Genomic DNA, 23,669 nt, shown 5'->3' with positions numbered 1-23,669 from the left:
AGCAACAGCATGGCAAGCGTACCTGCGGAAACCGCCGCCTCTGACCTGCCGGCTACTCAGGAGTCTGATACTCCGGAGAGCCGTAGCAATCTTTTGCTCGGATTCAACCGATTGAATCTGCTGCGCCAGGTCGGGCTTATGGTCGGGCTGGCCGCCAGCGTGGCACTGGGTGTGGCTGTGGTGCTCTGGGCCCAGGAGCCCAATTACCAGCCGGTGGTGGGGGATCTGTCTGCCTACAACCCGCAGGACGTGACCACCATCCTCGACAGCAACGGTATCGATTACAAGATGGACCCCCGCACCGGAGCATTGCTGGTGCCGTCTGAACAGGTCTATAGCGCGCGCCTCAAGCTTGCTGCTGAAGGCGTAACCGACCAGAAGACCATGGGTTATGAGTTGCTGGACCAGGAACGTGGTCTGGGAACGTCCCAGTTCATGGAAACCATCAGCTACCGGCGCGGACTGGAGGGCGAACTGGCCCGGACCATCGCCGCCATGCGTGGTGTTCGAAATGCCCGGGTGCACCTGGCCATTCCCGAGCGTTCGGTGTTTATCCGGGATGCCCGTGAACCGACCGCCTCGGTATTCCTTGAAGTGTTTGCGGGCCGTCGCCCTGAGCCTGAACAGATTCGGGCCATCGTCAACCTGGTGGCCGGCAGCATTCCGATGATGAACCGGGATCAGGTGACCGTGGTTGACCAGAACGGCAATCTGTTGACGGGCGATGAGGTTCAGGCCGAAACAGACCGGATGAAAGACCAGTATGAATACACGTCCAGGGTTGAAGAGCGGCTGACCCGCCGTGTCGCCTCATTGATTGGCCCGATTGTCGGGGAAGGGCGTTACCGCGCGGAAGTCACCGCCGACCTCGACTTCTCTGCGGTCGAGCGTGCCGAGGAGTTATACAATCCGGAGCAACAGGCGGTGCGCAGTGAGCGCGAGTTGTCTGAGCAGCGTGTGGCGGGAGCCCAGGGTGGCATTCCCGGTGCGCTGGCCAATCAGCCGCCAGGGGCTGCGACGGTTCCGGAGCAGGCCACTGCCGCCCTAGGGGAAGATGGCGCTCCTGCAGCTCCGCCGGTGAATGTCCGGAGTGAATCCACCCGGAACTATGAACTGGATCGTACCGTCAGCTACACCCGTCAGGAGCTGGGTGCGGTCAAGCGGGTGACCGTGGCCCTTGCCGTGGATGACATGAAAGTGGTCGACCCGGAAACCGGCGAGGTGAGCTATCAACCCTGGCCAGAGGCCGAACTGCAACGGCTGAGCATGCTGGTGCGTGATGCGGTTGGCTATTCCGCGTCCCGCGGAGACAGCGTTACCGTCATGAATACGGCGTTTGCCCCAGAGGAAGCGGTGGAGTTTGAAGCTCCGGGCTTCTGGGAGCAGCCCTGGTTCTGGGATTTGATGAAGCAGGTATTGGCAGGACTGGTCATTCTGATTCTGGTTCTTGGCTTGCTGCGCCCCACCCTGAAGACGCTGTCCGGTGGCGGCCGCCGCGAGCGTGGTGAAGGCGGAGAAGAGGGGGAGTATGGTGGCCTTGCTGATATCGAAGGCGGGCAGGCACTACGCGATGCCATGTCGTCTCAGGATGACCTGCTTTTGCCGGGCGCCACAGACAGCTATGATAGACAGTTGAATGCACTCAAAGGCCTGATTGCGGAAGATCCCGCCAGGGTTGCACAGGTTATGCGCCAGTGGGTGAACGTCGATGACTGAAGAAAACGGCCAGTTGCAGGGGGATGCCCCGAAAAAGCCGCAGCGCAAGATTCCGCGAGTGGAGCAGGCAGCGATCCTGCTGATGTCTCTGGGTGAAGCGGACGCTGCTGAGGTGCTCAAGCACATGGGGCCGAAAGAGGTTCAGCGGGTTGGCGTCGCCATGGCGCAGATGAAAGACGTCAGCAAGGACGACGTCACCTACGTGCTTAACCAGTTTGTGGACGCTGTCGGCGGCCAGACCGGTTTGGGGGTTGGTAATGACGATTATATCCGGGCGATGCTCACCCAGGCGCTGGGTGATGACAAGGCCGCGAGCCTGATTGACCGAATCCTGATTGGCGGCAATACCACCGGCCTGGATACTCTTAAGTGGATGGAGCCCCGGGCTGTGGGCGATATTATCCGTTACGAGCATCCCCAGATTCAGGCCATTGTTATCTCCTACCTAGACCCGGACCAGGCCGCTGAAATTCTTGGCACACTTGATGAAAAAGTGCGACTGGATGTGATGATGCGGGTGGCGTCGCTGGAAAGCATTCAGCCACAGGCCCTGCAGGAACTGAACGACATCCTTGAGAAGCAGTTCTCCGGTGGCGCGGCCTCCCAGACCAGTCGGATTGGTGGTGTGAAGCGAGCGGCCGATATCATGAACTTCATGGATCGCGGGATTGAGGGCTCGTTGATGGATTCCATCAAAGACATGGATCCTGATCTGGCGTCCACCATTGAAGACCTCATGTTCGTGTTTGATAACCTCAAGGATATCGATGATCGGGGTATTCAGGCGCTGCTTCGAGAGGTGTCCTCCGAGGTGCTGGTGGTTGCGCTCAAAGGTGCCGACGAAGCCGTCAAGGAGAAGATCTTCAAGAACATGTCCAAGCGTGCTGCGGAGTTGCTGCAGGATGATCTGGAAGCCAAGGGGCCGGTCAAGGTCAGCGAAGTCGAAGCGGCCCAGAAAGACATTATCACCGTTGCTCGCCGTATGGCTGAAGCCGGCGAGATCTCGCTGGGTGGTAGTGGCGAAGAAATGATGTGATGAAAGATTCCGATCAGGACAGCAAGCGCATACCGAAAGAACAGATGACCGCCTGGGAACGGTGGGAATTGCCTCTGCTTGATGAGCGCGGAAACCAGGTTGTCGAGGAAGAGGAAGTCAAGCCGCTGACCGCGGCCGACCTGGAAGAGATTCGCCAGGCTGCCCGCGAGGACGGTTTTCAGGAGGGCCGGCAGGCTGGTTACGCGGAAGGCTTTGAGCAGGGTCGCGCAGACGGGCACAAAGATGGCTACGCCGCAGGCGAGGCGGAGGGTCGGAGCGAGGGTGAGCAGCAGGCAGCGGAGCAGACGCGTCAGGAAGTTGCCTCCCGGATGGAACGGCTGGAGCATCTGATGGGTGAGCTGTTGTTGCCCATCGAACGCCATGAAGACGAGCTGGAAGCGGTGCTGGTCAACCTCACTACCGTATTGGCCCGGGCGGTGGTCTTCCGTGAGCTCAGCATTGATTCCTCCCAGATTCGCCAGGTGGTGCGTCGGGCTCTGTCGTCACTGCCCTCTACCGCCGACAATCTACGCATTCATATTCACCCCGACGATATCGAGCCGGTACGGGAAGTCACAGAGCGCCTGGAATCACCGGCGGTTCTCATTGAGGATGACTCTCTCATGCCTGGTGGCTGTAAAGTGGAATCGCGCCATAGTCTGGTGGATTACACCGTGGAGAAGCGCTTCCAGCGGGTGGTTCAGGGTATGCTGGAAGAACAGCTGGCGGAGCCTGCCGGTCCGGATCAGGAGGAGCTGGCACCCAGTATGGGGGAGCTGACCGATTTTCACCGGGATGTGCTGAGTGATTCGGGCATGACATCACCGCCAGAATCCGAGTCTGACGAATTCAACGACCAGGGCCAGGACGATGACATCACGCCTGGCTGAACGGTTACGGCAGCTTCAGGGGGCCATCAGCGACGAGCCTGCGCCAGAATTGTCTGGCCGGCTCACCCGCATGGTGGGTCTCACGCTGGAGTGCGTGGGTTGCCCGATGGTGGTGGGGGACCGTTGTCTGATTCAGGGTGATAGCGCCACCAGTGTTGAAGCGGAAGTGGTGGGGTTTGAGGAAGATAAGGTTTACCTGATGCCGCTGACCGCCATCGAAGGTCTCAAGCCCGGAGCTCGGGTGATTCCTCTGGCCTCGGCCAGCAGGGTACCGGTTGGCCCGCAAATGCTGGGGCGAGTGGTGAATGGTGCCGGCGACCCGCTGGACGGCAAGGGACCGTTGCAGGCAGAGGCCAGAGTGCAGCTGACCGGCGATATCATCAACCCATTGAACCGGGCTCCGGTGCGCCAGTCCATGGATGTGGGAATCCGTGCAATCAACGCGTTGCTGACCGTAGGGCAGGGGCAGCGTCTCGGCCTGTTTGCCGGCAGTGGTGTCGGTAAGAGTATGCTGCTGGGAATGATGACCCGGTTCACGGATGCAGACATTACCGTGGTTGGGTTGATTGGTGAACGGGGCCGGGAGGTCAAGGAATTCATCGAGGACATTCTCGGCGATGAAGGCCTGGCTCGTTCCGTGGTTGTAGCCGCTCCGGCAGATGACTCGCCGTTGATGCGCCTGCGCGCTGCCATGCTCACCACCCGAATTGCCGAATACTACCGCGATCAGGGTAAGCGCGTTCTTCTTTTAATGGATTCTCTCACCCGCTATGCCCAGGCACAGCGGGAGATCGCCCTGGCCGTAGGCGAACCACCGGCGACCAAGGGTTATCCGCCCTCGGTTTTTGCCAAGCTGCCGCAACTGGTTGAGCGAACAGGTAACGGCCGTCCCGGCGGCGGTTCCATTACTGCATTTTATACCGTTCTGACGGAAGGCGACGATCAGCAGGATCCCATTGCCGACGCAGCCAGGGCCATCCTTGATGGTCACATCGTCTTATCCCGGCGGCTGGCGGAAGAAGGCCATTATCCGGCGATTGATGTGGAAGCCTCTATCAGCCGGGTAATGCCCCAGGTGACTGATTCTGAGCATTTCTCCCGGGCCCAGAGATTCAAGCAGGTTTACTCCCGTTACCAGCAGGCCCGTGATCTGATCAGTGTGGGTGCCTATGTGAAAGGTTCCGACCCGGAGACTGACTTTGCCATTCAGCACATAGGCAATATGAGCCAGTTTCTGCAGCAGGGGCTGAATGAAAGTGCTCCTCTCACGGAGGCGATTGAGCAACTGATGGCGGTAGTGCCGGAACGACGTTCACCGGAACGAAGAAAGACGGCGGTGCCGAACCCCGCCGGCAATCGGGATAATGTCTGATGCTGCGATCGAAACGGCTTGAAGTTGTCCTCTCCCTTGAAGAGCGGAAAGAACAGGAAGCGTTGGAACGCCTTGGTGAGGCCCGAAAGCAGGTGGAGGCGCACCGCGAACAGGTGGAGAACCTGGAGCGCTATCAGCAGGAGTATCGTGACCAGATCCGCGCGAGCCAGCAGGGTGTTGTTCCTGTGGCGCGACTGCAGGCCTGGCAGGCTTTTATCGCCCAGCTGGACCAGGTGATTGCCCAGCAACAGCGGCAGCTGCAACAGGCTGAACAGGTGTTTGAAGCCAGGCGCCGGGAGTGGCAACAGGCCTGGGAACGTCGCCGTGGTATGGAAAAATACATTGAGTCCTGCCGGCAACAGGAACAACGGGAACAGGATCTCAGAGACCAGAAACTGGCGGACGAAGCTGCCGGTCGGGCCTTTGCCCGGCGACAGCGATAATTGAAGTCCCCGGTGATCTGCATCAGATAACCCGGATGCAATTTCCGTTTATTTGACTATCCTTTACCAGATAAGCTTGCCATCAATGGCTGGCAGCGAAGGAAAGTCATTGGTGGAATGTGCCGGGAGGTTCAGGAATGCCTATAGAGACACGCCGGAGCGATGACGGCAAGACCCTCACGATCTGCGTGGAGGGTCGGTTCGATTTCAGTACCCATCAATCCTTTCGGGATGCCTACGAGCACAGCGAACCCACCGTCAGCCACTACGTCATTGATCTTTCAGACACCACTTACCTCGACAGCTCTGCTCTGGGCATGTTGCTTCTGTTAAGGGATCATGCTGGCGGAGATGGCGCCCGCATCTCAATCGAGAACTGCAACAGCGATGTCCGGCGAATTCTCTCCATTTCCAACTTCGAGCAGTTGTTCAGCATTCGCTGAGGCGATTCCCTTGAAGGTACTTCTTGCCGAGGACAGTGCCAGCGACAGGTTGATTCTGGCGCGGCTGGTAAAGCGCCTGGGCCATACCGTGATTGAAGCCGAAGACGGTACCGAGGCGGTGGATCTGTTCCGGGAGACCCAGCCGGATCTGGTGTTGCTGGACGCCCTGATGCCGCGGATGGACGGAATGGAGGCCGCTCGTCAAATCAAGGCTCTGGCAGGCGAGCGCCTGGTGCCGCTCATCTTTCTCACCTCCCTGTCGGGGGCGGGTGATCTGGCCCGGTGTCTTGAGGCCGGCGGCGACGACTTTCTCGTCAAACCCTACAATCGCGTGATTCTGGAAGCGAAGATTAACGCGTTTAATCGTATGAGGGGGTTGCACCAGGCATTGTCGGACCAGCGTGACCATATTCGGCGCCAGAATCAGCAGATGCTGGACGAGCAGCGCACGGCGCGGCGGGTGTTTGATAATATTGCCCATACCGGTTGTCTGGATGCCCCCAACATCCGCCACCATGCATCCCCCCTCTCGGTTTTCAACGGTGATGTATTGTTTGCTGCTCAGCGCCCCGGGGGCGGCACTCTGGTGTTTCTGGGTGATTTCACCGGGCACGGATTACCTGCCGCCATTGGCGCCATGCCGGTTGCTGAAATCTTCTACGGGATGGCGGCCAAAGGCTTTGGCGCCCCGGATGTCCTCCGGGAAATTAACCGCAAGCTTCGGCGAATACTGCCGGTAGGCATGTTCTGTTGTGGTTTGATGGTTGAGGCTGACTTCAAACACAACAGCCTGCGTGTCTGGAATGGTGGCTTGCCGGATGGCTGGCTGTTGCGTGCCGCAGGCGACCGTGTCGCCATTCCGTCCCGGCATCTGCCGCTGGGTGTCCGGGAGCCGGACCAGTTTTCGGCCTCCATGACCGTGCTGGATGCGGCACCGGGCGACTGGCTGGTGATGATGACCGACGGGCTCCCCGAGGCGCCCAATAGTGGCGGTGAAAGCCTGGGCGAGGAAGGTGTCTTGAGCGTTCTGGCGGGTCTGGAACCAGGGCAGGAGCCGTTCGAGGCCCTGCTGGAGAGAATGCAGCAGCACACCGGGAAGCCAGAGCTGGCTGATGACCTGACGCTCTGCTGCCTGCAAATGGTCCGGGCCGAGGCGCCAGAAGCAATGCCCGACAAGATTCCTGAATCGGCGTTGACGGGCCCGGCGGACTGGCGCTGCGTCTATGAGCTGAGGGAACAGACACTGGCAGACTTCAACCCCCTGCCGCTTTTACTGCATATCTGTATGGAGGTGCCCGGACTGAGGAGCCGAAGCGGCGAGGTCTACACCCTGTTGTCGGAACTCTACAACAATGCTCTTGAGCACGGTGTTCTGGCCCTGTCCTCAGAGTGGAAAACGTCACCTGGCGGTTTCAGCCGCTATTACCAGGAGCGAACGCGCAGACTGGGGAACACCGATGGGCATTTCATACGGTTTTCTCTTGAGCATCAGCCCAGGGAGGGTGGAGGTACCCTTACCGTTGTCTGTGAAGACAGTGGTGATGGTTTTGATTTCACTGAATATTCTGACACAGTGATGCAACAGCAGGCGGCTTCAACCGGCCGATACGCGGGCCGGGGACTTGAGATCCTCCGGCGTATGACGCGAAATCTCAAGGTTCACGGCCGGGGCAATCGCGTGGAAATCGTCTATGATTGGTGGTTCCCCGACGCGGCCATAATCAGTGGCGCCTGAGTGCCGACAAACGAGGATAGCGAATGAACGACAAACCCCATCTTGACGTGGAGGCGCTGGCCGAACTGCAGGATGTGATGGAAGACGAGTTTGATGTCCTGATCCAGACCTACCTGGCAGACTCCCGTTCACGCATTGACGGCCTGAAAGAGGCGCTGGCAACGGCCGACCCGGAGCACTTCGCCAAGACCGCGCACAGCTTCAAGGGCAGTTGCATCAATATCGGTGCTCCCAGGCTCGGAGGCCTGTGTTTTGAGGCCGAGCAACTGGGCAAGGACGCCACTCTGGAACAGGCCCCTGCAGTGCTTGAACGGATTGAGGCCGAGTTTTCGGAGGTGGCTAGACGTTTGCAAAACTTTGGCCAGGAGGCCTGAACGTCAGCCCGTGTGAAGGTTTGGCACCGCTTTTGCAGCTCTCAGGAAAACGCTCCGAACAGGGGCTACCTGAGATCTAAAGCGGCAAGAGGTTGCCATGCAACAGACCATACTTCCCCAGGCACCGGCGAAAACGAGTCAGCCAGAGGTCGGTGCAGCGAAATCGCAAGGCCGGAAGGACCCGGAGGCCGGTGACAGTCGTTTTGACGAGCTGTCCAGGGCCGAGCAGAAGCGGATGGATGCCAAGCGCGCCGAACGTCGGGATCAGGCTGATGCCGCGCAGGAACGCAAGGCGGCCGACCGGGCCGATGAGAAAGCCGAAGCCTCCGGTACCCGGCCAGAAAAAAATGATACGCCCACTGACCAAAAGCAGGTAGCGGACTCCGATTCACCGGCCCGTCCTTCCTCGGCCAGTGACACCAGCAATACCGGCGATACTGAGGCAGACGATGCCCTGGTCGTTGCCGAACCGCTGATGCCCCTGACATTCGCCAATCTTCAGTCGCTGTATCCTGCAGCCGCCAACCAATCCGGTACGGGCGGACCTGAGAGCCTGGCATCAAATATGGCGCTCACAGGAACTCAGGCCACTCCCGGACTGATCAAGGGCCTGCCGGGGCAAACATCTGCCGGGGGAGGCAGCACCGCTCTGGCTCCGGGCATGCAGCTAACCGACCTGCTTGCCGGTGCGACAAGCGCTGAGAGCGCCCGTCCCGTTGATCCGACCAGTCTGCTCTCCAATCCCAGATTCCAGAGTGTAATGGATACCGCAGCGCAGCAGGCAGCACAGCCCGGAAAACTGGCTGCGGACGCCAACATTCCGCTCCGGGGCTACACCACCTCGGTGGATGTGCCGGTTGGACAGGCGGAGTGGGGCGACAAGGTCATGGGCAAGCTCAGTTGGCTGACCGCCCGCAATATGTCGGTTGCCGAAATACACCTCACGCCTCCGGATATGGGGCCAATGGAAGTCAAGGTAAAAGTCCACAACGATCAGGCCAGCGTCACCGTGCATGCGGCCAACCCGGTGGTGAGGGAGCAGCTCGAACAGCACTCCCACCGGCTCCGCGACATGCTGGGTGAACAGGGGTTGTCCCTGGGGCAGTTTGATGTCTCTGACCAGGGCGGTCAGCAGGCCGGTGGCGAGAGTGGTGAGGCCGGTGAGGGCGATGGTCGGTCTTCTGGTGGATCATCCCTGGCCAGCCACGATGCTGATGCAGAGTCGTTGAGCACCGGCCAGCTTGATCTGGGCTGGCGGGGTGAAGTGGACGTCTTTGCCTGAGTCCGGATGATTTCTGACCAATTCAGCCTGCTGTCTTCCGACTTCTTTGCCCATCCCCTCCGGCAACGCTAAACTGCGGTTCTGAATACAGGGGATGGGCTGTCTGGCCCGGCCTTTGCATCACATCAGCGAAAGGTTGTTCGGAGCTTTCCGGACGCCAAAAAAGTGACAAGCGAGTGTTATGGCCGAAAATACTGCGACCGAAGCGCCTGCCAAAAAAGGCAAGCTGAAACTGATCATCATGCTGGTGATCATCATTATCCTGGCGGTGGGCCTTTCCGTGGTCGGGACACTCTGGTTCCTGGGCGGAGGATTGCCCGGCGCAGATGACGCCGAAACCACGACTTCGGCAGAGCCCGCGTTTGTCGCCAGCAGTTATACCGAAATTGAGAAAGCCCTGGTGACCACCGTTCAGGCTCAGGGTCGACAGCGCTATGCCCAGGTCTATGTATCATTCGAAGCCAAAGATCCTGCTGCACTGGCCGCCGCTGACGTTCATATGCCGCTTATCCGCAGCCAACTGGTGATGGTGCTGGGCAGCAGCGACTTCATGCAGTTGCAAACGCCGGAAGGTCGTCAGACGCTGGCCGACAGCATGCTGCAGACTGTGAATCAGGTGCTGGAGCAGGAAGGGGAGCCGGCAATCGACCGGGTATTGTTCCGGAATTTTGTGGTTCAGTAATCATACCGGGCGGATAACCAACAGTTAGGGGCAGGAACAGGTATGCAGGATTTACTGTCACAGGACGAGATCGATGCCCTCCTCCACGGGGTGGATGATGGTGACATCGATACCTATGAAGAGACCGATGATACCGGCGTAAAGAACTACGACCTCGCCAGTCAGGATCGGATCGTCCGTGGCCGCATGCCAACGCTCGAGATGATCAACGAGCGTTTTGCCCGCTATACCCGTATCAGTCTGTTCAACCTGCTGCGCCGCAATGCCGATGTCTCCACCGGCGGCGTCCAGATCATGAAGTTCGGTGAGTACATCCATACCCTGTACGTACCCACCAGCCTTAACCTGTGCAAGGTTCGCCCGTTACGCGGTACATCCCTGTTCGTGCTGGACGCCAAGCTGGTGTTCAAACTGGTGGACAACTTCTTCGGTGGTGAGGGCCGCCATGCCAAGATCGAGGGGCGGGAATTCACACCGACCGAAACCCGAATTGTGCAAATGGTACTGAATCAGGTCTTCCACGATATGAAAGAAGCCTGGCACGCAGTCTTGCAGGTGGAATTCGAATACCTCAGTTCGGAAGTCAACCCGGCCATGGCCAACATCGTCAGCCCGAGCGAAGTGGTCGTGGTCAGCACCTTCCATATTGAACTCGATGGGGGGGGCGGCGAACTTCATTTCGCACTGCCGTACTCCATGATTGAGCCAATCCGCGATGTGCTGGATGCGGGTGTGCAGAGTGATATTGATGATGTCGACGAACGCTGGGTAAACGCCTTGCAGGAGGACATCAAAGAGGTCAATGTGCCCATCAATACCACCGTCTGCCGGCGCCGCATATCGTTGCGTGACATTGCCCGGATGAAAGCTGGCGATGTGATTCCGGTAGAGATTCCCGAGCACCTGACGGTGACCGCCAATGGTATTCCAATCTACAAGGCAACGCTGGGCACCCGCGACGGTAAGCTGGCGCTGAGGATTCACGACCGGGCCAAGTTGCCCAAGGTAAAGAAACAACTGAAGGTGGGACGCAATGGCTGACGACGACAAGAGAGACGAGCAGGAACTCAGCGAAGACGAAAAGCTGGCGGCCGAGTGGGAAGCGGCAATGGACGAGTCTGGCGATGCAGAGGGCTCCCGGGAAGACGAGTGGGCAGCGGCTATGGCTGAGGCTGAAGGTGGCGACGACCAGCCTGAAGCCGAACGCCAGGACGTGCGCACCGCGCCCATGGAGGAGTTTGGCGCGGACCAGGGCGCTGGTGGTGGCGAGTCTCCGAACATCGACGTGATCCTGGATATCCCCGTCACTATCTCCATGGAAGTGGGCAACACCCAGATTCCGATACGCAATCTGCTCCAGCTGAACCAGGGCTCGGTGATCGAACTGGACCGGCTGGCGGGCGAGCCTCTGGACGTGCTGGTTAATGGCACCCTGATCGCCCACGGTGAGGTGGTCATGGTCAATGAGAAGTTTGGTATCCGGTTGACGGACGTGATCAGTCCGGGTGAGCGAATCAAACGGCTGCAGAAATAATATGGCAAGACTGACGGGCTGGTTGCTGTTGTGGGCTCCGCTGCCGCTGTTGGCCGAGGAAACGGCAAAGGCGGGCGAAATCGCTGCCTCTGGCGGGCGTGCCCCGGATACTGTAGCGACGATACTGAGCCTGGGAGCGGGCCTGTTGGCGGTGGTGGCCATCATTTACGGTTGTGCCTGGCTGATCCGTCGGATGGGCGGCATGACCGGTATGAACAACAACGCTATCAAGGTGGTGTCTGTGCTGGCCATCGGTGCCAGGGAACGTATTGCGCTGGTGGAAGTGGGTCAGCAGCAGATTCTGCTTGGTATTACTCCCAGCACGATCAGGACCCTGCATGTATTTGATCAGCCGGTGGTGGATGCCGGCAATGCCGGCTCCAGTGACTTCGCCCGCAAGCTGCAGTCCATGATTGGCAAATCCTGGTCAGCGCCAGAGAGGAAAGACTAACGTCATGGTGGTGGCCATTCTCAAACGCGGTTTTCCCTGGCTTGCGCTGATTGCCGGCCTTTGTCTTCCCGCCCTGGCCCAGGCTGATCTGCCCGGCATCCCCGCATTTACAGTTGAACCAGGTGAGAACGGCACCGAGGAATATTCGGTAACCCTGCAGATCCTGGCGCTGATGACCGCGCTGACCTTCCTGCCGGCCATGCTGATGATGATGACCTCGTTTACCCGGATCATCGTGGTCTTTGCGATTCTTCGTCAGGCTCTGGGGCTACAGGCCACACCCTCCAACCAGATCTTGCTGGGGCTGGCGCTGTTTCTGAGCATTTTTATCATGAAGCCGGTGCTGGAAGAGGCGAACCGGGTGGGCCTGCAACCATACCTGCAGGAAGAGGTGACTTCACTGGAGGCGGTGGAACTGGCCAGCCAGCCGTTTCGCAAGTTTATGCTGGAGCAGACTCGAGAAGACGACCTGGCGCTGTTCATGAGGATTGCCGATGTTCAGTATGAAACACCGCAGGACGTGTCTTTCTGGATTCTGATGCCGGCGTTTGTCACCAGTGAACTGAAGACGGCGTTCCAGATCGGGTTTATTCTGTTTATACCATTCCTGATCATCGACATGGTGGTGGCCAGTGTTCTGATGGCCATGGGTATGATGATGCTGTCACCCATTATCATCTCGCTGCCGTTTAAAATCATGCTGTTTGTGCTGGTGGATGGCTGGGCCCTGATCATGGGAACCCTGGCCGCCAGTTACGGGATCTAGGAGGTATCATGACTCCGGAAACGGTTATCGACATACTGCGAGAAGCGCTCTGGCTGATTGTTTTGCTGTCTGCCGTCATCATCGGGCCGGGGCTGGCGATTGGTCTTGTGGTCAGTACCTTCCAGGCTGCCACCCAGATCAACGAGCAGACCCTCAGTTTCCTGCCTCGCCTCCTGATAACACTGATCGTGATCATTGCCGCCGGGCCCTGGATGCTGACCACCTTGCTGGACCACGCCAACGGGCTGATCTCCCGCATTCCCTATCTGATCGGCTGAGCCCATGCTGCCGGCGGAGTTCAGTGCAGATCTGATCGGCCAGTGGGTGGGGCAGCATATCTGGCCATTGTTCCGGCTGGCCAGTTTTCTCATGGTCATCCCTGTTTTCGGTACTCAACTGGTGCCGGCGAGGGTGCGGCTGGGACTGGCGTTACTGATGACCATCCTGATTGTGCCCATGATCCCTCCCGTTCCCCAGGTGGAAGCGCTCAGTGCCGACGCGGTCGTCATCACGCTGCAGCAGATCCTGATTGGTGTCGGCCTGGGCTTCGCGCTGACCGCACTCTGGCAGTTATTTGTGATCGCCGGGCAGATGATTGCCATGCAGATGGGCCTGGGCTTTGCCTCCATGGTAGACCCCGCCAATGGTGTTAACGTGCCAGTGCTGGCTCAGATCTACACCATCACCATTACTTTGCTGTTTCTGGTGATGAATGGCCATCTGGTGGCCTTCGAGGTGTTCATCGAGAGTTTCTACACCTTGCCTATTGGCCTGGAAGGGCTGGGGCAGGATGGTGTGTGGGCGCTGGCCCATCGCATTTCATGGATGTTTGCCTCTGCCATGTTGCTGGCATTGCCGGCCGTGACTGCGGTTCTGATTGTGAACATCTCTTTCGGTGTAATGACCCGTGCGGCGCCTCAGATGAACATCTTCGCCCTCGGCTTTCCGATTGGCCTGATTTTTGGGTTGTTTGCTATCTGGGTCTTACACGCCAATTTCCTGCCACACTTCGATCAGTACACGCGGGAAACGTTTGATTTCATGCGCGCTCTGCAAGGGCAACCCTGACCATGGCCGAAGAGAACGACAACAGTCAGGAAAAAACCGAAGAGCCTACCCCCCGACGCCTGGAGAAGGCCAAGGAGGAAGGCCAGACGGCTCGTTCCAAGGAACTCGCCACCATGGCGGTATTGCTGGCCGGTGCTGGCGGGCTTCTGATTTTTGGTACGTCGCTTGGCGCTTCTATTGAGTCCATCATGCGCGACTCCTTCGTAATCGAGCGCTCAGCGATTTTTGATACCCGGCATATGAGTGTTCAACTGATACTGGCGGCCAAAGAGGCGGCCTGGGCGCTGTCACCGATACTGGTGATGTTGCTGATTGCCGCCATTGCCGGCTCCGTTGGCATCGGCGGTCTGCTGTTCAGTGCCAAGGCCATCGCACCGAAATTCAACCGGATGGATCCGATCAAGGGCCTGGGACGAATGTTCTCCATGCGCTCCCTGATCGAGCTGGTCAAGGCGATTGCCAAGGTGGGCCTGGTGATGGCGGTCGCCATCCTGATTCTGAACCTTCGCACCGAAGACTTGCTTGCGATTGCCGAAGAGCCGACCGTACCTGCCATGGAGCACGTGCTGTGGACGCTGGGCTGGAGTTTCTTCTTCCTGTCCTGCGCCACCATTGCTATTGCCGCCATCGATGTGCCTTTCCAGATCTACGATCACCAGAAAAAGCTCCGTATGACCAAGCAGGAGGTCAAGGACGAGTACAAGGACACCGAGGGCAAGCCGGAGGTCAAAGGCAAGATTCGCCAGCTCCAGCGGGAGATGGCCCAGCGCCGGATGATGCAGGACGTTCCCAAGGCCGATGTGGTGATTACCAACCCGACCCACTATGCCGTGGCATTGAAGTACGATCAGAAAACCATGGGCGCGCCAGTGGTGGTGGCCAAGGGGGCAGACGAGGTGGCCTTCAAGATTATGGAAATTGCCAGGGAGAACAAGGTCGAGGTCCTGCGAACACCGCCACTGACACGGGCGGTGTATCACAATACCGATATTGGTGAAGAGATTCCGGACGGCCTGTACATGGCCATTGCTCAGGTGCTGGCCTACGTCTTCCAGCTGCGTCAGTTCCGCAAGGGCCGTGGGCCGAAGCCCGGCATGCCGGACTTCCCGATTCCGCCCGATATGCGGCGCGATATCTGAAGCCCTCTATTCCGGGGATCGGAATAGAGGCAGGATATTGCTTTCCGCGGGGTCAGCTGGATTCGTGCTCGTGAATCCGCTTGCCCCAGGCTTCCCGTTCGCCCGGCAGGATCAGGTTAAGGATGATGGCAACCACTGCGCACAGGGCGATGCCTTCCAGTTGGCCCAGCGCCATGTTGCCGATACCAAAGACCAGGGTCACGCCTACGATCACCAGATTACGGGACTGGGACAGATCCACCTGATGTCGGATCAGGGTATTCAGGCCCACAACGGCGATTGAACCGAACAGCAGGCAGAGGATGCCGCCCATAACCGGTACCGGAATGGTCTGCAACGCGGCGCCGAACTTGCCGACAAACGCCAGAACAATGGCAACCACCGCCGCCCACCACATAACTTTCGGGTTGAAGTTCTTGGTCAGCATCACCGCACCGGTTACCTCGGAATACGTGGTGTTGGGAGGACCGCCAAGCAGCGAGGCAGCGCTGGTGGCCAGACCATCACCCAGCAGGGTACGGTGCAAGCCCGGTTTTTCCAGATAGTTCTTGCGGGTAACGTTACCGATGGCCAGAACGTCGCCGATGTGTTCGATGGCTGGTGCGATGGCGACCGGAATCATGAACAGGATAGCGCCCCAGCTGAACGCCGGTGCTACGAAGTTTGGCATTGCCAGCCAATCAGCCTGCTGGATCGGCGTTGTGTCAACAATGCCCATGATGGCAGAGAGAAGGTAACCCACGAGGACACCGAACATGATCGGGATCAGCCGGAAAATGCCCTTGGCCCAGACCGACATGATGATGGTCACGGCCAAAGAGATCATGGCAATCCATATGGCAGTGTTGTAGGGCACCAGCTGAGTCTGGCCGTCACCGGTTTTGCCTGTAGCCATAAACACGGCTACCGGAGCCAACCCCAGGCCGATGGTCATGATGACCGGTGCAATCACCACCGGAGGCAGCAGCCGGGTAATGAAGCCGGTGCCACGCAGGCGAATCGCCCCGGACAGAATGATATACAGAATGCCTGCGGCCATCAGGCCACCGAGGGTTTCTTCCAGGCCAAAGCGGCCTTTGGAGGCCAGCACCGGCGCGATAAACGCGAACGATGAAGCCAGGAAGATCGGGATCTGGCCACCGGTGACAATGTGAAAAATCAGAGTGCCCAGGCCGGCAGTGAACAGCGCGACGTTCGGGTCCAGGCCGGTAATCAGTGGCATCAGTACCAGGGCGCCAAAAGCCACCAGCAGCATCTGGGAACCGGCAATAGCCTGTTTCCATACCGGATCGTTGTTATGGTCCTGCATGCTCAGACGTCCTTCTGCTTGGTGCCGAAGATCTTGTCGCCGGCATCACCCAGGCCCGGCAGAATGTAGCCTTTCTCGTTCAGGCGCTCATCCACCGATGCGGTGTAGATGGACACGTCCGGGTGTTTTTCCAGAACCTTTTCCACGCCCTCCGGCGCAGCCACCAGAACCAGAGCCCGGATTTCGGTGCTACCGGCCTTTTTGAGCAAATCGATGGTGGAAATCATGGAGCCGCCGGTAGCCAGCATCGGATCGATGATCAGGGCCATGCGCTGATCCAACTCGCCTACCAGTTTTTCCAGGTAGGTTTCCGCTTCGAGGGTGTCTTCGTTGCGGATCTGGCCAACCACGCTCACCCGGGCCACCGGAATCAGGCTCAGGACACCGTCCAGCATGCCCAGACCGGCACGTAGGATGGGCACGATGGTTACCTTCTTGCCGTGGATCTGCTCCACGGAGACCGGGCCGGCCCAGCCCTCAATGGTTTTTTCCTGAAGATTGAAGTCTTTGGTGGCCTCGTAAGTCAGCAACGCGCCAACTTCCTGTGCCAGCTCTCGGAAGTTTTTGGTACTGATGTCGGCGCGGCGCATGAGGCCGAGCTTGTGGCGGATCAGAGGGTGCTTCACTTCATGGATCGGCATGGGGTCACCTGTGTGTTCTGGTTTCTGGCTTGAATCGGGATAATGCAAATGGCGAAAGGATACCGTATCTGGGCCGCTGCGTCAGGCGTTGAAAGGTGCTCAGACGTCAAATTTTGCAAGGGCTGGTACGGTTCTTGCGATACCACCCGGAAAGCGACCCCCGGTGTCAGATTTTCGACCCGGAAAATGCCCGCAGGCACAGATACGTGGAGACAGACCCGGCATGGACAGAGCTCTAGTCCTTAACAACGTCAAATCCCTGACGCGGGGGAACCTCGGCATCCCCCTGATGCTGATGGGGCTGCTTGGCATGATGATTCTGCCCATGCCGGCGTTCCTGCTGGATGTGTTCTTCACCTTCAACATCACTCTGTCCATCGTCATTCTGCTGGTCTGTGTGTACGCCATGCGGCCGATGGAATTTGCCTCCTTCCCCACGGTATTGCTGGTGGCCACCCTGTTGCGGCTGGGCCTGAACGTGGCGTCCACCCGGATTGTATTGCTGAATGGCCATGAGGGCGGCGATGCTGCCGGTAAGGTGATCGAGTCCTTTGGTGAAGTCCTGATTGGGGGGAACTACGCTGTTGGCCTGGTGGTCTTCGCCATCCTTATGATCATCAACTTCCTGGTTGTCACCAAAGGTGCCGGCCGGGTGTCTGAGGTCAGTGCCCGCTTCACCCTGGATGCCATGCCTGGCAAGCAAATGGCGATTGACGCCGATCTGAACGCCGGGCTGATCAATCAGGACGAGGCGAAGTCACGCCGTTCGGAAATCGCTCAGGAAGCGGACTTTTACGGTTCCATGGACGGCGCCTCGAAGTTTGTGAAAGGCGATGCCGTTGCAGGCTTGCTGATCCTGGCGATCAACATCGTTGGTGGTGTGGCTATCGGCATGATGCAGCACGGGTTGGATTTTGGTCTGGCAATGGAGCGTTATGCCCTGCTGACCATCGGTGATGGTCTGGTTGCCCAGATTCCCTCGCTGTTGCTCTCCACGTCGGCCGCCATCATGGTTACCCGGGTAACGTCCAGCCAGGACATGGGTGGCCAGATCATTCAGCAGATGTTCAGCGCTCCCAAAGCGTTGGGCATTGCGGCCGGTATCCTGATTCTGCTTGGCCTGATTCCGGGGATGCCCCACATCGCGTTTCTCGGCCTTGGTTTGCTGGCCGCTGGCGCAGCCTGGTTTATCTGGAAGAAACAGCAGCAAACGGTTGAGGATGAAGGTGGTTTTGTTGGCCGCGGCGGCATGGCTGGTGGTGCGGCCCGGCAGGGTGCGGAAATTTCTCCGGATCGTCCGGGCGGCGAGGGGCAGGCACTGCCGGCGCCGGGGGAAACCCGCGAGCTCGGATGGGATGACGTGGCCACGGTGGACATTGTCGGGCTGGAAGTGGGTTACCGGCTGATCCCGCTGGTAGACAAATCCCAGGGTGGACAATTGCTCAGTCGGATCAAAGGGGTTCGTAAGAAGCTTTCGCAGGATCTGGGCTTCCTCATGCCTTCGGTGCACATTCGCGACAACCTGGATCTTATGCCGAACGTCTACCGGATTACCCTGATGGGCGTGACCATTGCCGAGGCCGAGATCCATCCGGAGCGGGAGCTGGCCATTGATCCGGGGCAGGTGTTTGGCAAAGTTGAAGGCATTGCCGGCAAGGACCCCGCCTTCGGCCTGGACGCCATCTGGATTGAGTCCGACAGGAAGGATCAGGCTCAGACCCTGGGTTACACCGTGGTGGATGCGAGTACCGTGGTGGCGACACATCTGAATCAGATCCTGCAGAAACACGCTCATGAACTGATTGGCCACGAAGAAGCCCAGAAGTGGCTGGACCAGTTGGAGAAGATTTCGCCCAAGCTGGCGGAGGAACTGGTGCCGACCACGATTTCCATCAGCATCCTGTTGAAAGTTTTGCAGAACCTGTTGAAAGAAGAAGTGCCGGTGCGGGATATGCGCTCCATTGCCGAGGCCATCGTGAACGTGCATCCAAAGAGTCAGGACCCGAAAGTACTGACCACGGTAGCCCGCCAGGCGCTGCGCCGGATGATTGTTCAGAGTATTTGTGGCAACGACGCCGAAATCCCTGTTATCACGTTGGATCCAGACCTGGAACAGTTATTGCTGAAGTCTGTTCAGCAGAGTCAACAATCCGGCGGTCAGGATGACATTGGTCTGGTGCTTGAGCCCAACATGGTGGAAAAGCTGCAACGATCCCTTCAGGACAGCGTGCAGCGCCAGGAAATGCTCGGCAAGCCCGCCATCCTGCTGGTTTCGGGGCCCTTGCGGCCAGTACTGGCGAAGTTTGCCAGCTACGGGGTAGAGCGTTTGCATGTGCTCTCTTACCAGGAAATCCCGGATAACAAACAGATCACGATAGTCGCTTCTGTGGGTCAATAAACCGACGGAGCATCGCGGGGAGCCAGAGTGCTTGCCGGTGGGAGGATGAAACAGCATGAAAGTAAAACGGTTTTTTGCGCAGTCCATGGCTGAGGCCCTGAAGCAGGTAAGCCACGAAATGGGGCCGGATGCCGTTATTCTGTCTAACCGCCGGGTTGATGGTGGTGTTGAGATCGTGACGGCACTCGACTACGACGAAAACATGGCGCGTCAGCGTCTTGGCGATAGGGCGGTTGAAGCCACCAACGGCTCCCGGCTGGCAGAGATGCAGGCCGAGCAGCATCGTCGGCTGGAAGAGGAGCTGAACCGGTCCCGCAGTCGCATTCGTGAGGTTCGGGAAAAGCGCGCAGGAAGTGGCGCCTCAGGTGGCGTGGCGTCGTCCTTGTCTTTCGAGACTGCCGATTTTCCGGCGTCACGTCCCAGTGATGAAGCGCTGGCAAAGCCGTTTGCGGGTAGCGAATCCGGCGCCGGTGGCTATGCCGATGAACTGGCCAGTATGCGTGCCGAAATCAGCTCTCTGCGTGATCTGGTCAGTGGTAAGGCTGCAACTGCCACGCCGACCGGCAACAGCGCAGTTCAGCAACGATTGGCCGAGCGCCTGCAGGAGTTCGGTTTGGGCGCGGAGCTGGCCGGCTCTCTGTCCCGTCGGCACCGGGCCGGGCGTCTGGAGGACGGCTGGAAGCAGTCACTGAAAATGCTGGCGACCGGCGTTCGTACCGGTCGCGAAGACTGGCTTGATGCCGGCGGTATCTATGCCCTGGTCGGGCCAACCGGGTCTGGCAAAACCACCACCATTGGCAAGCTGGCGGCCCGCTACGTCCTTGAGCATGGTCCGGATTCGTTGGCACTGGTGACCACCGACCGCTATCGTGTGGCCGCTCATGAGCAGCTCTTCGTGTTCGGCCGCATCCTGAATGTGCCCGTGCGTGTGGTGGATGAGAGCCATTCCCTGGATGACATTCTTGATGAGTTATCGGATCGACACCTGGTGCTGATTGACACTGCCGGCCTGACCAGTGCCGACCGCGGTTACCAGGAACAACTGGCGGAGTTGGCTCGCAGCGATCACAATATCCGTACACATCTGGTGGTCTCCGCCACCAGTCAGCCACGTATCATGAAATCCGTGTGGCATTGCTATAAGATGGCAAGCCTTGCAGGCTGCATCATGACCAAGATTGATGAGGCCCTGACCCTGGGCGAAGCGCTCGGGTTCGTTATGGAGACCAGCTTACCGGTGGCCTGGTACACCGATGGCCAGAAGATACCGGAAGATCTCCAGAGGGCGGAGGCCATTCCGTTAGTGCGCCTGGGCGTAGAACGGCTTAAGGCCGTGCAGAGCGCACAGACAGTCGCCGAAGGTGCCTGAGCCTCGTTGGCGACCAGAATAAAACACCGGCACGCGTGCCCGTACAAGAACGTAGTAAGAGACTGATAACAGTATGAGCAGACCACATCCGGTTCAGGTGATTGCGGTTTCCGGCGGCAAGGGCGGTGTCGGCAAGAGCAATGTTTCGGTCAATCTCGGTATCGCCCTGGCCCAGAAGGGGCGCCGGGTTGTCTTGCTGGACGCGGATCTCGGGCTCGCCAACATCGATGTGTTGCTCGGCATTACCGCCAATCGAAATCTTCAAGACGTACTCAGCGGCGATTGTGATCTGAAAGACGTGCTGGTGAATGGCCCTGGTGGTATCAAGATTGTACCGGCTTCCTCCGGCACCCAGCGTATGACCCAGCTCAGCGCCATGGAACATGCCGGCCTGATCAACGCTTTCAGTGAGCTGGGCGACCAGATTGACGTTCTGATTGTGGATACCGCCGCAGGTATTTCTGAATCGGTGGTCAGCTTCCTCAGGGCCTCGCAGGAACTTCTGCTGGTGGTCTGCGACGAACCTACTTCCATTACCGATGCCTACGCGTTGATCAAGCTGATGAACCGGGATTATGGCACCAACCGCTTCCGTATCTTGGCAAACCAAGTCCGCAATGAGCAGGAAGGCCGCCATCTGTTTGAAAAACTGACCCGGGTCACCGAGCGTTTTCTGGATGTGGCACTACAATATGTAGGTATCGTGCCTTACGACGAGGCCGTCAAGAAAGCCGTCCAAAGACAGAAAGCGGTATTGGATGCCTATCCGAGGGCGAAAGCCTCGCTGGCTATCCGGGCTCTGGCCGAAAAAGTGGACAGTTGGCCTTTGCCGTCCTCTCCCAGGGGGCATCTCGAATTCTTCGTGGAGCGGCTCGTCGAAGTCTGATCTGAATCCAGTCCTACAAGAAAACCGGATACATGACATTGGCGAAAAATCTGGGAATTTACCATCAGGCCGGCGCCAGGAGCCCTTCAGCCCTGATTGAAGAGCATGCGCCGCTGGTCAAGAAAATCGCCCTTCATCTCATGGCCCGGCTGCCGCCATCAGTGCAGCTGGAAGACCTTATGCAGGCCGGTATGATTGGCCTGCTGGAGGCCGCGCAGCGCTATTCTTCCGGCAAAGGTGCCACCTTTGAAACCTACGCAGGGATTCGCATCCGCGGCGCCATGGTGGATGAGATCCGCAAAGGCGACTGGGTGCCCCGCTCAGTGCATCGCAACGCCCGGCGAATCGCCAGTGCTATCAAGCAGGTGGAAGATCGTACCGGGCGCGAGGCCCAGGATGCCGAAGTAGCTGAAGAGCTTGGCATTGGTCTGGACGAGTATCATGCCTCACTCGCCGACGCTAACAGCGGTAGACTTTTTAGTCTTGATGAGCTCAATGAATCCGGCGAGCTGCCGATAGAAGAAGCAGAAGCGAGTGATAATCCGCTGGACGGTATTGCTTCAGGCGCTTTCCAGCGAAGTCTCGCAGACGCCATTGAGCAGTTGCCTGAGCGTGAAAAGCTGGTATTGAGCCTGTATTACCAGGAAGAGCTCAACCTCAAGGAAATCGGTGCGGTGCTAGGGGTCAGTGAGAGCCGGGTAAGCCAGATTCACAGCCAGGCGGCGTTGCGACTTCGCAGCCGGCTGGCCGAGTGGCGGGATGGTGACAACGACTGATCGGCCAGGTGCTGTGTTTCTCTTTCAGCAAGCTGTGTAGCTTTTGGTAAACGATGCTTTACAACGTGCGCAAACACCACACAATAAGCGCTTAAGGTAGCAGCCTGCTAGACTTCCAAAAGGCTGAATGAATTCCGGGTGTTACTGACTGGAGGTCCCATTGGACAAGAACATGAAAATTCTCATTGTGGATGACTTCTCCACAATGCGACGCATCATCAAAAACCTGCTGCGAGATCTCGGCTTCACCAATACGGATGAAGCAGACGATGGCAACACCGCGTTGCCCATGCTCCGAAGCGGCAAGTATGACTTCCTGGTGACTGACTGGAACATGCCCGGCATGTCGGGCTTTGACCTTCTGAAGGCTGTCCGTGCTGATGAAAACCTGAAGAACCTGCCGGTTCTGATGGTAACGGCAGAGGCCAAGCGGGACCAGATCGTGGCTGCGGCTCAGGCCGGGGTGAACGGGTATGTGGTCAAGCCTTTCACGGCAGCCGTGCTGAAGGAAAAGATCGAGAAAATCTTCGAACGAATCCAGTAACCAGAGGTCGGATGGCTCGCCATGAGTGATACCAAACAGAACCATCAGGGCCTTGATCCGGAGGTGGCGGAGAAGCTTCAAAAGCAGGCCTCCGACCTGGCCGAGAATGTAAACGCCGGGAATTATGCCAAGGCGATGACCCTGATCAATGAACTGAGCGAGGTTCGCGATCAGAGTCTGTATCGGGAAGTGGGGCGACTGACCCGCAGCCTCCATGAGGCAATCCGGAACTTCCAGATAGACCCGCGTAATGCCGAGCAGAAAGAAGTGCTGTCGAAGATGAGCGACGCTTCTGACCGTCTGGCCTATGTGGTTCAGATGACCAGCCAGGCGGCGAACCGCACCATGGATCTGGTTGAGGAAAGCATGCCGGTGGCTCACGCCATGCGGGATGAAGCGGTTTCCCTGCGGGATGAGTGGCAGCGTCTGCGCCGTCGTGAAATGGAGCCTGCGGAGTTTCGGGAGCTTTACGGTCGCATCGACAAGTTCTTCGCTGGCCTGACGACAGACTCCGACAGTCTGTACCAGAACCTGTCGGAAATCCTTCTGGCTCAGGATTTTCAGGATCTTACCGGTCAGGTTATCCAGAAGGTCACCGCGTTGGTGAAAGAGGTGGAAGACAACCTTCTTGGTCTGGTGGTGATGGCCAGCCACGTTGATCAACTGACCGGCACAGTGCATCAGATTGAAGAAAAAGAAGAATCGGCCGAAAAAGGGGTAGGGCCCCAGATCAAGGCCGATGAGCGGGAAGATGTAGTTTCGGGACAGGACGATGTGGACGATCTGCTGTCCAGTCTCGGATTCTGATAATAAAG

Annotated in this window: 25 protein-coding genes; 23 read left to right on the top strand and 2 right to left on the bottom strand. The window is 58.4% G+C overall.

Features of this window, described 5'->3' with window-relative positions; translation table 11 throughout:
• Positions 1-9: 9 nt before the first annotated feature.
• From fliF to flhB, 17 genes are all read left to right on the top strand, one after another.
• The gene (gene fliF / locus ACAM27_RS13935) at positions 10-1,716 is read left to right on the top strand and encodes a flagellar basal-body MS-ring/collar protein FliF (RefSeq protein ID WP_369612145.1); all 1,707 of its coding nucleotides are present in this window, start codon (positions 10-12) and stop codon (positions 1,714-1,716) included.
• Complete coding sequence (fliG, locus tag ACAM27_RS13930; RefSeq protein WP_011785470.1) at positions 1,709-2,752, top strand: flagellar motor switch protein FliG; 1,044 nt, start codon at positions 1,709-1,711, stop codon at positions 2,750-2,752. Before fliF ends, fliG begins: the two co-directional genes overlap by 8 nt.
• Positions 2,752-3,642 carry a flagellar assembly protein FliH gene (locus ACAM27_RS13925; RefSeq protein ID WP_011785469.1) on the top strand — a complete coding sequence of 297 codons (891 nt, stop codon included), beginning with the start codon at positions 2,752-2,754 and terminating at the stop codon, positions 3,640-3,642. Before fliG ends, ACAM27_RS13925 begins: the two co-directional genes overlap by 1 nt.
• Positions 3,623-5,014, top strand: a complete 1,392-nt coding sequence (fliI, locus tag ACAM27_RS13920) for a flagellar protein export ATPase FliI (protein WP_011785468.1) — start codon at positions 3,623-3,625, stop codon at positions 5,012-5,014. The genes ACAM27_RS13925 and fliI overlap by 20 nt, the downstream gene beginning before the upstream one ends.
• Positions 5,014-5,457 carry a flagellar export protein FliJ gene (fliJ, locus tag ACAM27_RS13915; protein ID WP_011785467.1) on the top strand — a complete coding sequence of 148 codons (444 nt, stop codon included), beginning with the start codon at positions 5,014-5,016 and terminating at the stop codon, positions 5,455-5,457. The genes fliI and fliJ overlap by 1 nt, the downstream gene beginning before the upstream one ends.
• 137 nt (positions 5,458-5,594) lie before the next feature.
• Positions 5,595-5,900, top strand: a complete 306-nt coding sequence (locus tag ACAM27_RS13910; protein WP_014421036.1) for an STAS domain-containing protein — start codon at positions 5,595-5,597, stop codon at positions 5,898-5,900.
• Between the two features lie 10 nt (positions 5,901-5,910).
• Positions 5,911-7,635 carry a fused response regulator/phosphatase gene (locus ACAM27_RS13905; protein ID WP_199452237.1) on the top strand — a complete coding sequence of 575 codons (1,725 nt, stop codon included), beginning with the start codon at positions 5,911-5,913 and terminating at the stop codon, positions 7,633-7,635.
• Positions 7,636-7,658: 23 nt separating this feature from the next.
• Positions 7,659-8,009 carry an Hpt domain-containing protein gene (locus ACAM27_RS13900; protein WP_011785464.1) on the top strand — a complete coding sequence of 117 codons (351 nt, stop codon included), beginning with the start codon at positions 7,659-7,661 and terminating at the stop codon, positions 8,007-8,009.
• 97 nt (positions 8,010-8,106) lie between these two features.
• Positions 8,107-9,291 (top strand): flagellar hook-length control protein FliK, encoded by a 1,185-nt coding sequence (locus ACAM27_RS13895; RefSeq protein ID WP_011785463.1) that lies wholly within the window; start codon positions 8,107-8,109, stop codon positions 9,289-9,291.
• Between the two features lie 181 nt (positions 9,292-9,472).
• Positions 9,473-9,973, top strand: a complete 501-nt coding sequence (fliL, locus tag ACAM27_RS13890) for a flagellar basal body-associated protein FliL (RefSeq protein ID WP_011785462.1) — start codon at positions 9,473-9,475, stop codon at positions 9,971-9,973.
• 42 nt (positions 9,974-10,015) lie between these two features.
• A complete protein-coding gene (gene fliM / locus ACAM27_RS13885; RefSeq protein WP_011785461.1) occupies positions 10,016-11,014 on the top strand; it encodes a flagellar motor switch protein FliM in 999 nt (332 codons plus the stop codon).
• On the top strand, positions 11,007-11,507 hold the full coding sequence (gene fliN, locus ACAM27_RS13880; protein ID WP_369612144.1) for a flagellar motor switch protein FliN: 501 nt from the start codon (positions 11,007-11,009) through the stop codon (positions 11,505-11,507). The genes fliM and fliN overlap by 8 nt, the downstream gene beginning before the upstream one ends.
• Position 11,508: 1 nt before the next feature.
• Positions 11,509-11,958: a flagellar biosynthetic protein FliO gene (gene fliO, locus ACAM27_RS13875; RefSeq protein ID WP_023010594.1), complete on the top strand. Its 450-nt coding sequence runs from the start codon at positions 11,509-11,511 to the stop codon at positions 11,956-11,958.
• Positions 11,959-11,962: 4 nt separating this feature from the next.
• Positions 11,963-12,724: a flagellar type III secretion system pore protein FliP gene (fliP, locus tag ACAM27_RS13870; protein WP_011785458.1), complete on the top strand. Its 762-nt coding sequence runs from the start codon at positions 11,963-11,965 to the stop codon at positions 12,722-12,724.
• 8 nt (positions 12,725-12,732) lie between these two features.
• Entirely contained in the window at positions 12,733-13,002 is a 270-nt protein-coding gene (gene fliQ / locus ACAM27_RS13865) for a flagellar biosynthesis protein FliQ (protein ID WP_014421042.1), read from the top strand.
• Positions 13,003-13,006: 4 nt separating this feature from the next.
• Positions 13,007-13,792, top strand: coding sequence for a flagellar biosynthetic protein FliR (gene fliR / locus ACAM27_RS13860; protein WP_369612143.1), 786 nt, complete (start codon positions 13,007-13,009; stop codon positions 13,790-13,792).
• A gap of 2 nt (positions 13,793-13,794) precedes the next feature.
• Positions 13,795-14,931: a flagellar biosynthesis protein FlhB gene (flhB, locus tag ACAM27_RS13855; RefSeq protein WP_113878972.1), complete on the top strand. Its 1,137-nt coding sequence runs from the start codon at positions 13,795-13,797 to the stop codon at positions 14,929-14,931.
• Between the two features lie 52 nt (positions 14,932-14,983).
• Here flhB and ACAM27_RS13850 read toward each other — a convergent pair whose 3' ends face one another.
• Both ACAM27_RS13850 and upp read right to left on the bottom strand, forming a co-directional pair.
• The gene (locus ACAM27_RS13850; protein ID WP_369612142.1) at positions 14,984-16,240 is read right to left on the bottom strand and encodes a uracil-xanthine permease family protein; all 1,257 of its coding nucleotides are present in this window, start codon (positions 16,238-16,240) and stop codon (positions 14,984-14,986) included.
• 2 nt (positions 16,241-16,242) lie between these two features.
• Complete coding sequence (gene upp, locus ACAM27_RS13845) at positions 16,243-16,881, bottom strand: uracil phosphoribosyltransferase (RefSeq protein WP_011785453.1); 639 nt, start codon at positions 16,879-16,881, stop codon at positions 16,243-16,245.
• Positions 16,882-17,104: 223 nt separating this feature from the next.
• Between upp and flhA the strand changes: the two genes are divergently transcribed.
• The 6 genes from flhA (at position 17,105) to ACAM27_RS13815 (ending at position 23,661) form a co-directional block, all read left to right on the top strand.
• A complete protein-coding gene (gene flhA / locus ACAM27_RS13840) occupies positions 17,105-19,279 on the top strand; it encodes a flagellar biosynthesis protein FlhA (protein ID WP_014421044.1) in 2,175 nt (724 codons plus the stop codon).
• 55 nt (positions 19,280-19,334) lie between these two features.
• A complete protein-coding gene (gene flhF, locus ACAM27_RS13835) occupies positions 19,335-20,648 on the top strand; it encodes a flagellar biosynthesis protein FlhF (protein ID WP_023010592.1) in 1,314 nt (437 codons plus the stop codon).
• A 73-nt stretch (positions 20,649-20,721) separates the two neighbouring features.
• Entirely contained in the window at positions 20,722-21,534 is an 813-nt protein-coding gene (locus tag ACAM27_RS13830) for a MinD/ParA family protein (protein ID WP_011785450.1), read from the top strand.
• A 32-nt stretch (positions 21,535-21,566) separates the two neighbouring features.
• Entirely contained in the window at positions 21,567-22,310 is a 744-nt protein-coding gene (locus ACAM27_RS13825; protein ID WP_022991610.1) for an RNA polymerase sigma factor FliA, read from the top strand.
• A gap of 160 nt (positions 22,311-22,470) precedes the next feature.
• Positions 22,471-22,854, top strand: coding sequence for a chemotaxis response regulator CheY (gene cheY, locus ACAM27_RS13820; protein WP_011785448.1), 384 nt, complete (start codon positions 22,471-22,473; stop codon positions 22,852-22,854).
• Positions 22,855-22,875: 21 nt separating this feature from the next.
• Entirely contained in the window at positions 22,876-23,661 is a 786-nt protein-coding gene (locus ACAM27_RS13815; RefSeq protein WP_014421047.1) for a protein phosphatase CheZ, read from the top strand.
• The last annotated feature ends 8 nt before the right edge of the window (positions 23,662-23,669 follow it).

The sequence above is a fragment of the Marinobacter sp. RI1 genome, from assembly GCF_041155085.1.
GTDB classification, from domain to species: Bacteria; Pseudomonadota; Gammaproteobacteria; order Pseudomonadales; family Oleiphilaceae; genus Marinobacter; species Marinobacter nauticus.
Note: the sequence above shows the minus strand (reverse complement) of the source record. Positions and strands in the feature narration are given on the sequence as shown.

Coding starts and splice junctions, on each gene's coding strand:
- fliN (WP_369612144.1), top strand. CDS start 11,007: ATGGCTGACGACGACAAGAGAGACGAGCAGGAACTCAGCGAAGACGAA.
- flhF (WP_023010592.1), top strand. CDS start 19,335: ATGAAAGTAAAACGGTTTTTTGCGCAGTCCATGGCTGAGGCCCTGAAG.
- fliI (WP_011785468.1), top strand. CDS start 3,623: ATGACATCACGCCTGGCTGAACGGTTACGGCAGCTTCAGGGGGCCATC.
- ACAM27_RS13825 (WP_022991610.1), top strand. CDS start 21,567: ATGACATTGGCGAAAAATCTGGGAATTTACCATCAGGCCGGCGCCAGG.
- fliR (WP_369612143.1), top strand. CDS start 13,007: ATGCTGCCGGCGGAGTTCAGTGCAGATCTGATCGGCCAGTGGGTGGGG.
- ACAM27_RS13910 (WP_014421036.1), top strand. CDS start 5,595: ATGCCTATAGAGACACGCCGGAGCGATGACGGCAAGACCCTCACGATC.
- fliM (WP_011785461.1), top strand. CDS start 10,016: ATGCAGGATTTACTGTCACAGGACGAGATCGATGCCCTCCTCCACGGG.
- fliG (WP_011785470.1), top strand. CDS start 1,709: ATGACTGAAGAAAACGGCCAGTTGCAGGGGGATGCCCCGAAAAAGCCG.
- upp (WP_011785453.1), bottom strand. CDS start 16,881: ATGCCGATCCATGAAGTGAAGCACCCTCTGATCCGCCACAAGCTCGGC.
- fliJ (WP_011785467.1), top strand. CDS start 5,014: ATGCTGCGATCGAAACGGCTTGAAGTTGTCCTCTCCCTTGAAGAGCGG.
- ACAM27_RS13895 (WP_011785463.1), top strand. CDS start 8,107: ATGCAACAGACCATACTTCCCCAGGCACCGGCGAAAACGAGTCAGCCA.
- fliL (WP_011785462.1), top strand. CDS start 9,473: ATGGCCGAAAATACTGCGACCGAAGCGCCTGCCAAAAAAGGCAAGCTG.
- fliQ (WP_014421042.1), top strand. CDS start 12,733: ATGACTCCGGAAACGGTTATCGACATACTGCGAGAAGCGCTCTGGCTG.
- flhB (WP_113878972.1), top strand. CDS start 13,795: ATGGCCGAAGAGAACGACAACAGTCAGGAAAAAACCGAAGAGCCTACC.
- fliF (WP_369612145.1), top strand. CDS start 10: ATGGCAAGCGTACCTGCGGAAACCGCCGCCTCTGACCTGCCGGCTACT.
- ACAM27_RS13925 (WP_011785469.1), top strand. CDS start 2,752: ATGAAAGATTCCGATCAGGACAGCAAGCGCATACCGAAAGAACAGATG.
- fliP (WP_011785458.1), top strand. CDS start 11,963: ATGGTGGTGGCCATTCTCAAACGCGGTTTTCCCTGGCTTGCGCTGATT.
- fliO (WP_023010594.1), top strand. CDS start 11,509: ATGGCAAGACTGACGGGCTGGTTGCTGTTGTGGGCTCCGCTGCCGCTG.
- flhA (WP_014421044.1), top strand. CDS start 17,105: ATGGACAGAGCTCTAGTCCTTAACAACGTCAAATCCCTGACGCGGGGG.
- ACAM27_RS13850 (WP_369612142.1), bottom strand. CDS start 16,240: ATGCAGGACCATAACAACGATCCGGTATGGAAACAGGCTATTGCCGGT.
- ACAM27_RS13900 (WP_011785464.1), top strand. CDS start 7,659: ATGAACGACAAACCCCATCTTGACGTGGAGGCGCTGGCCGAACTGCAG.
- ACAM27_RS13830 (WP_011785450.1), top strand. CDS start 20,722: ATGAGCAGACCACATCCGGTTCAGGTGATTGCGGTTTCCGGCGGCAAG.
- ACAM27_RS13815 (WP_014421047.1), top strand. CDS start 22,876: ATGAGTGATACCAAACAGAACCATCAGGGCCTTGATCCGGAGGTGGCG.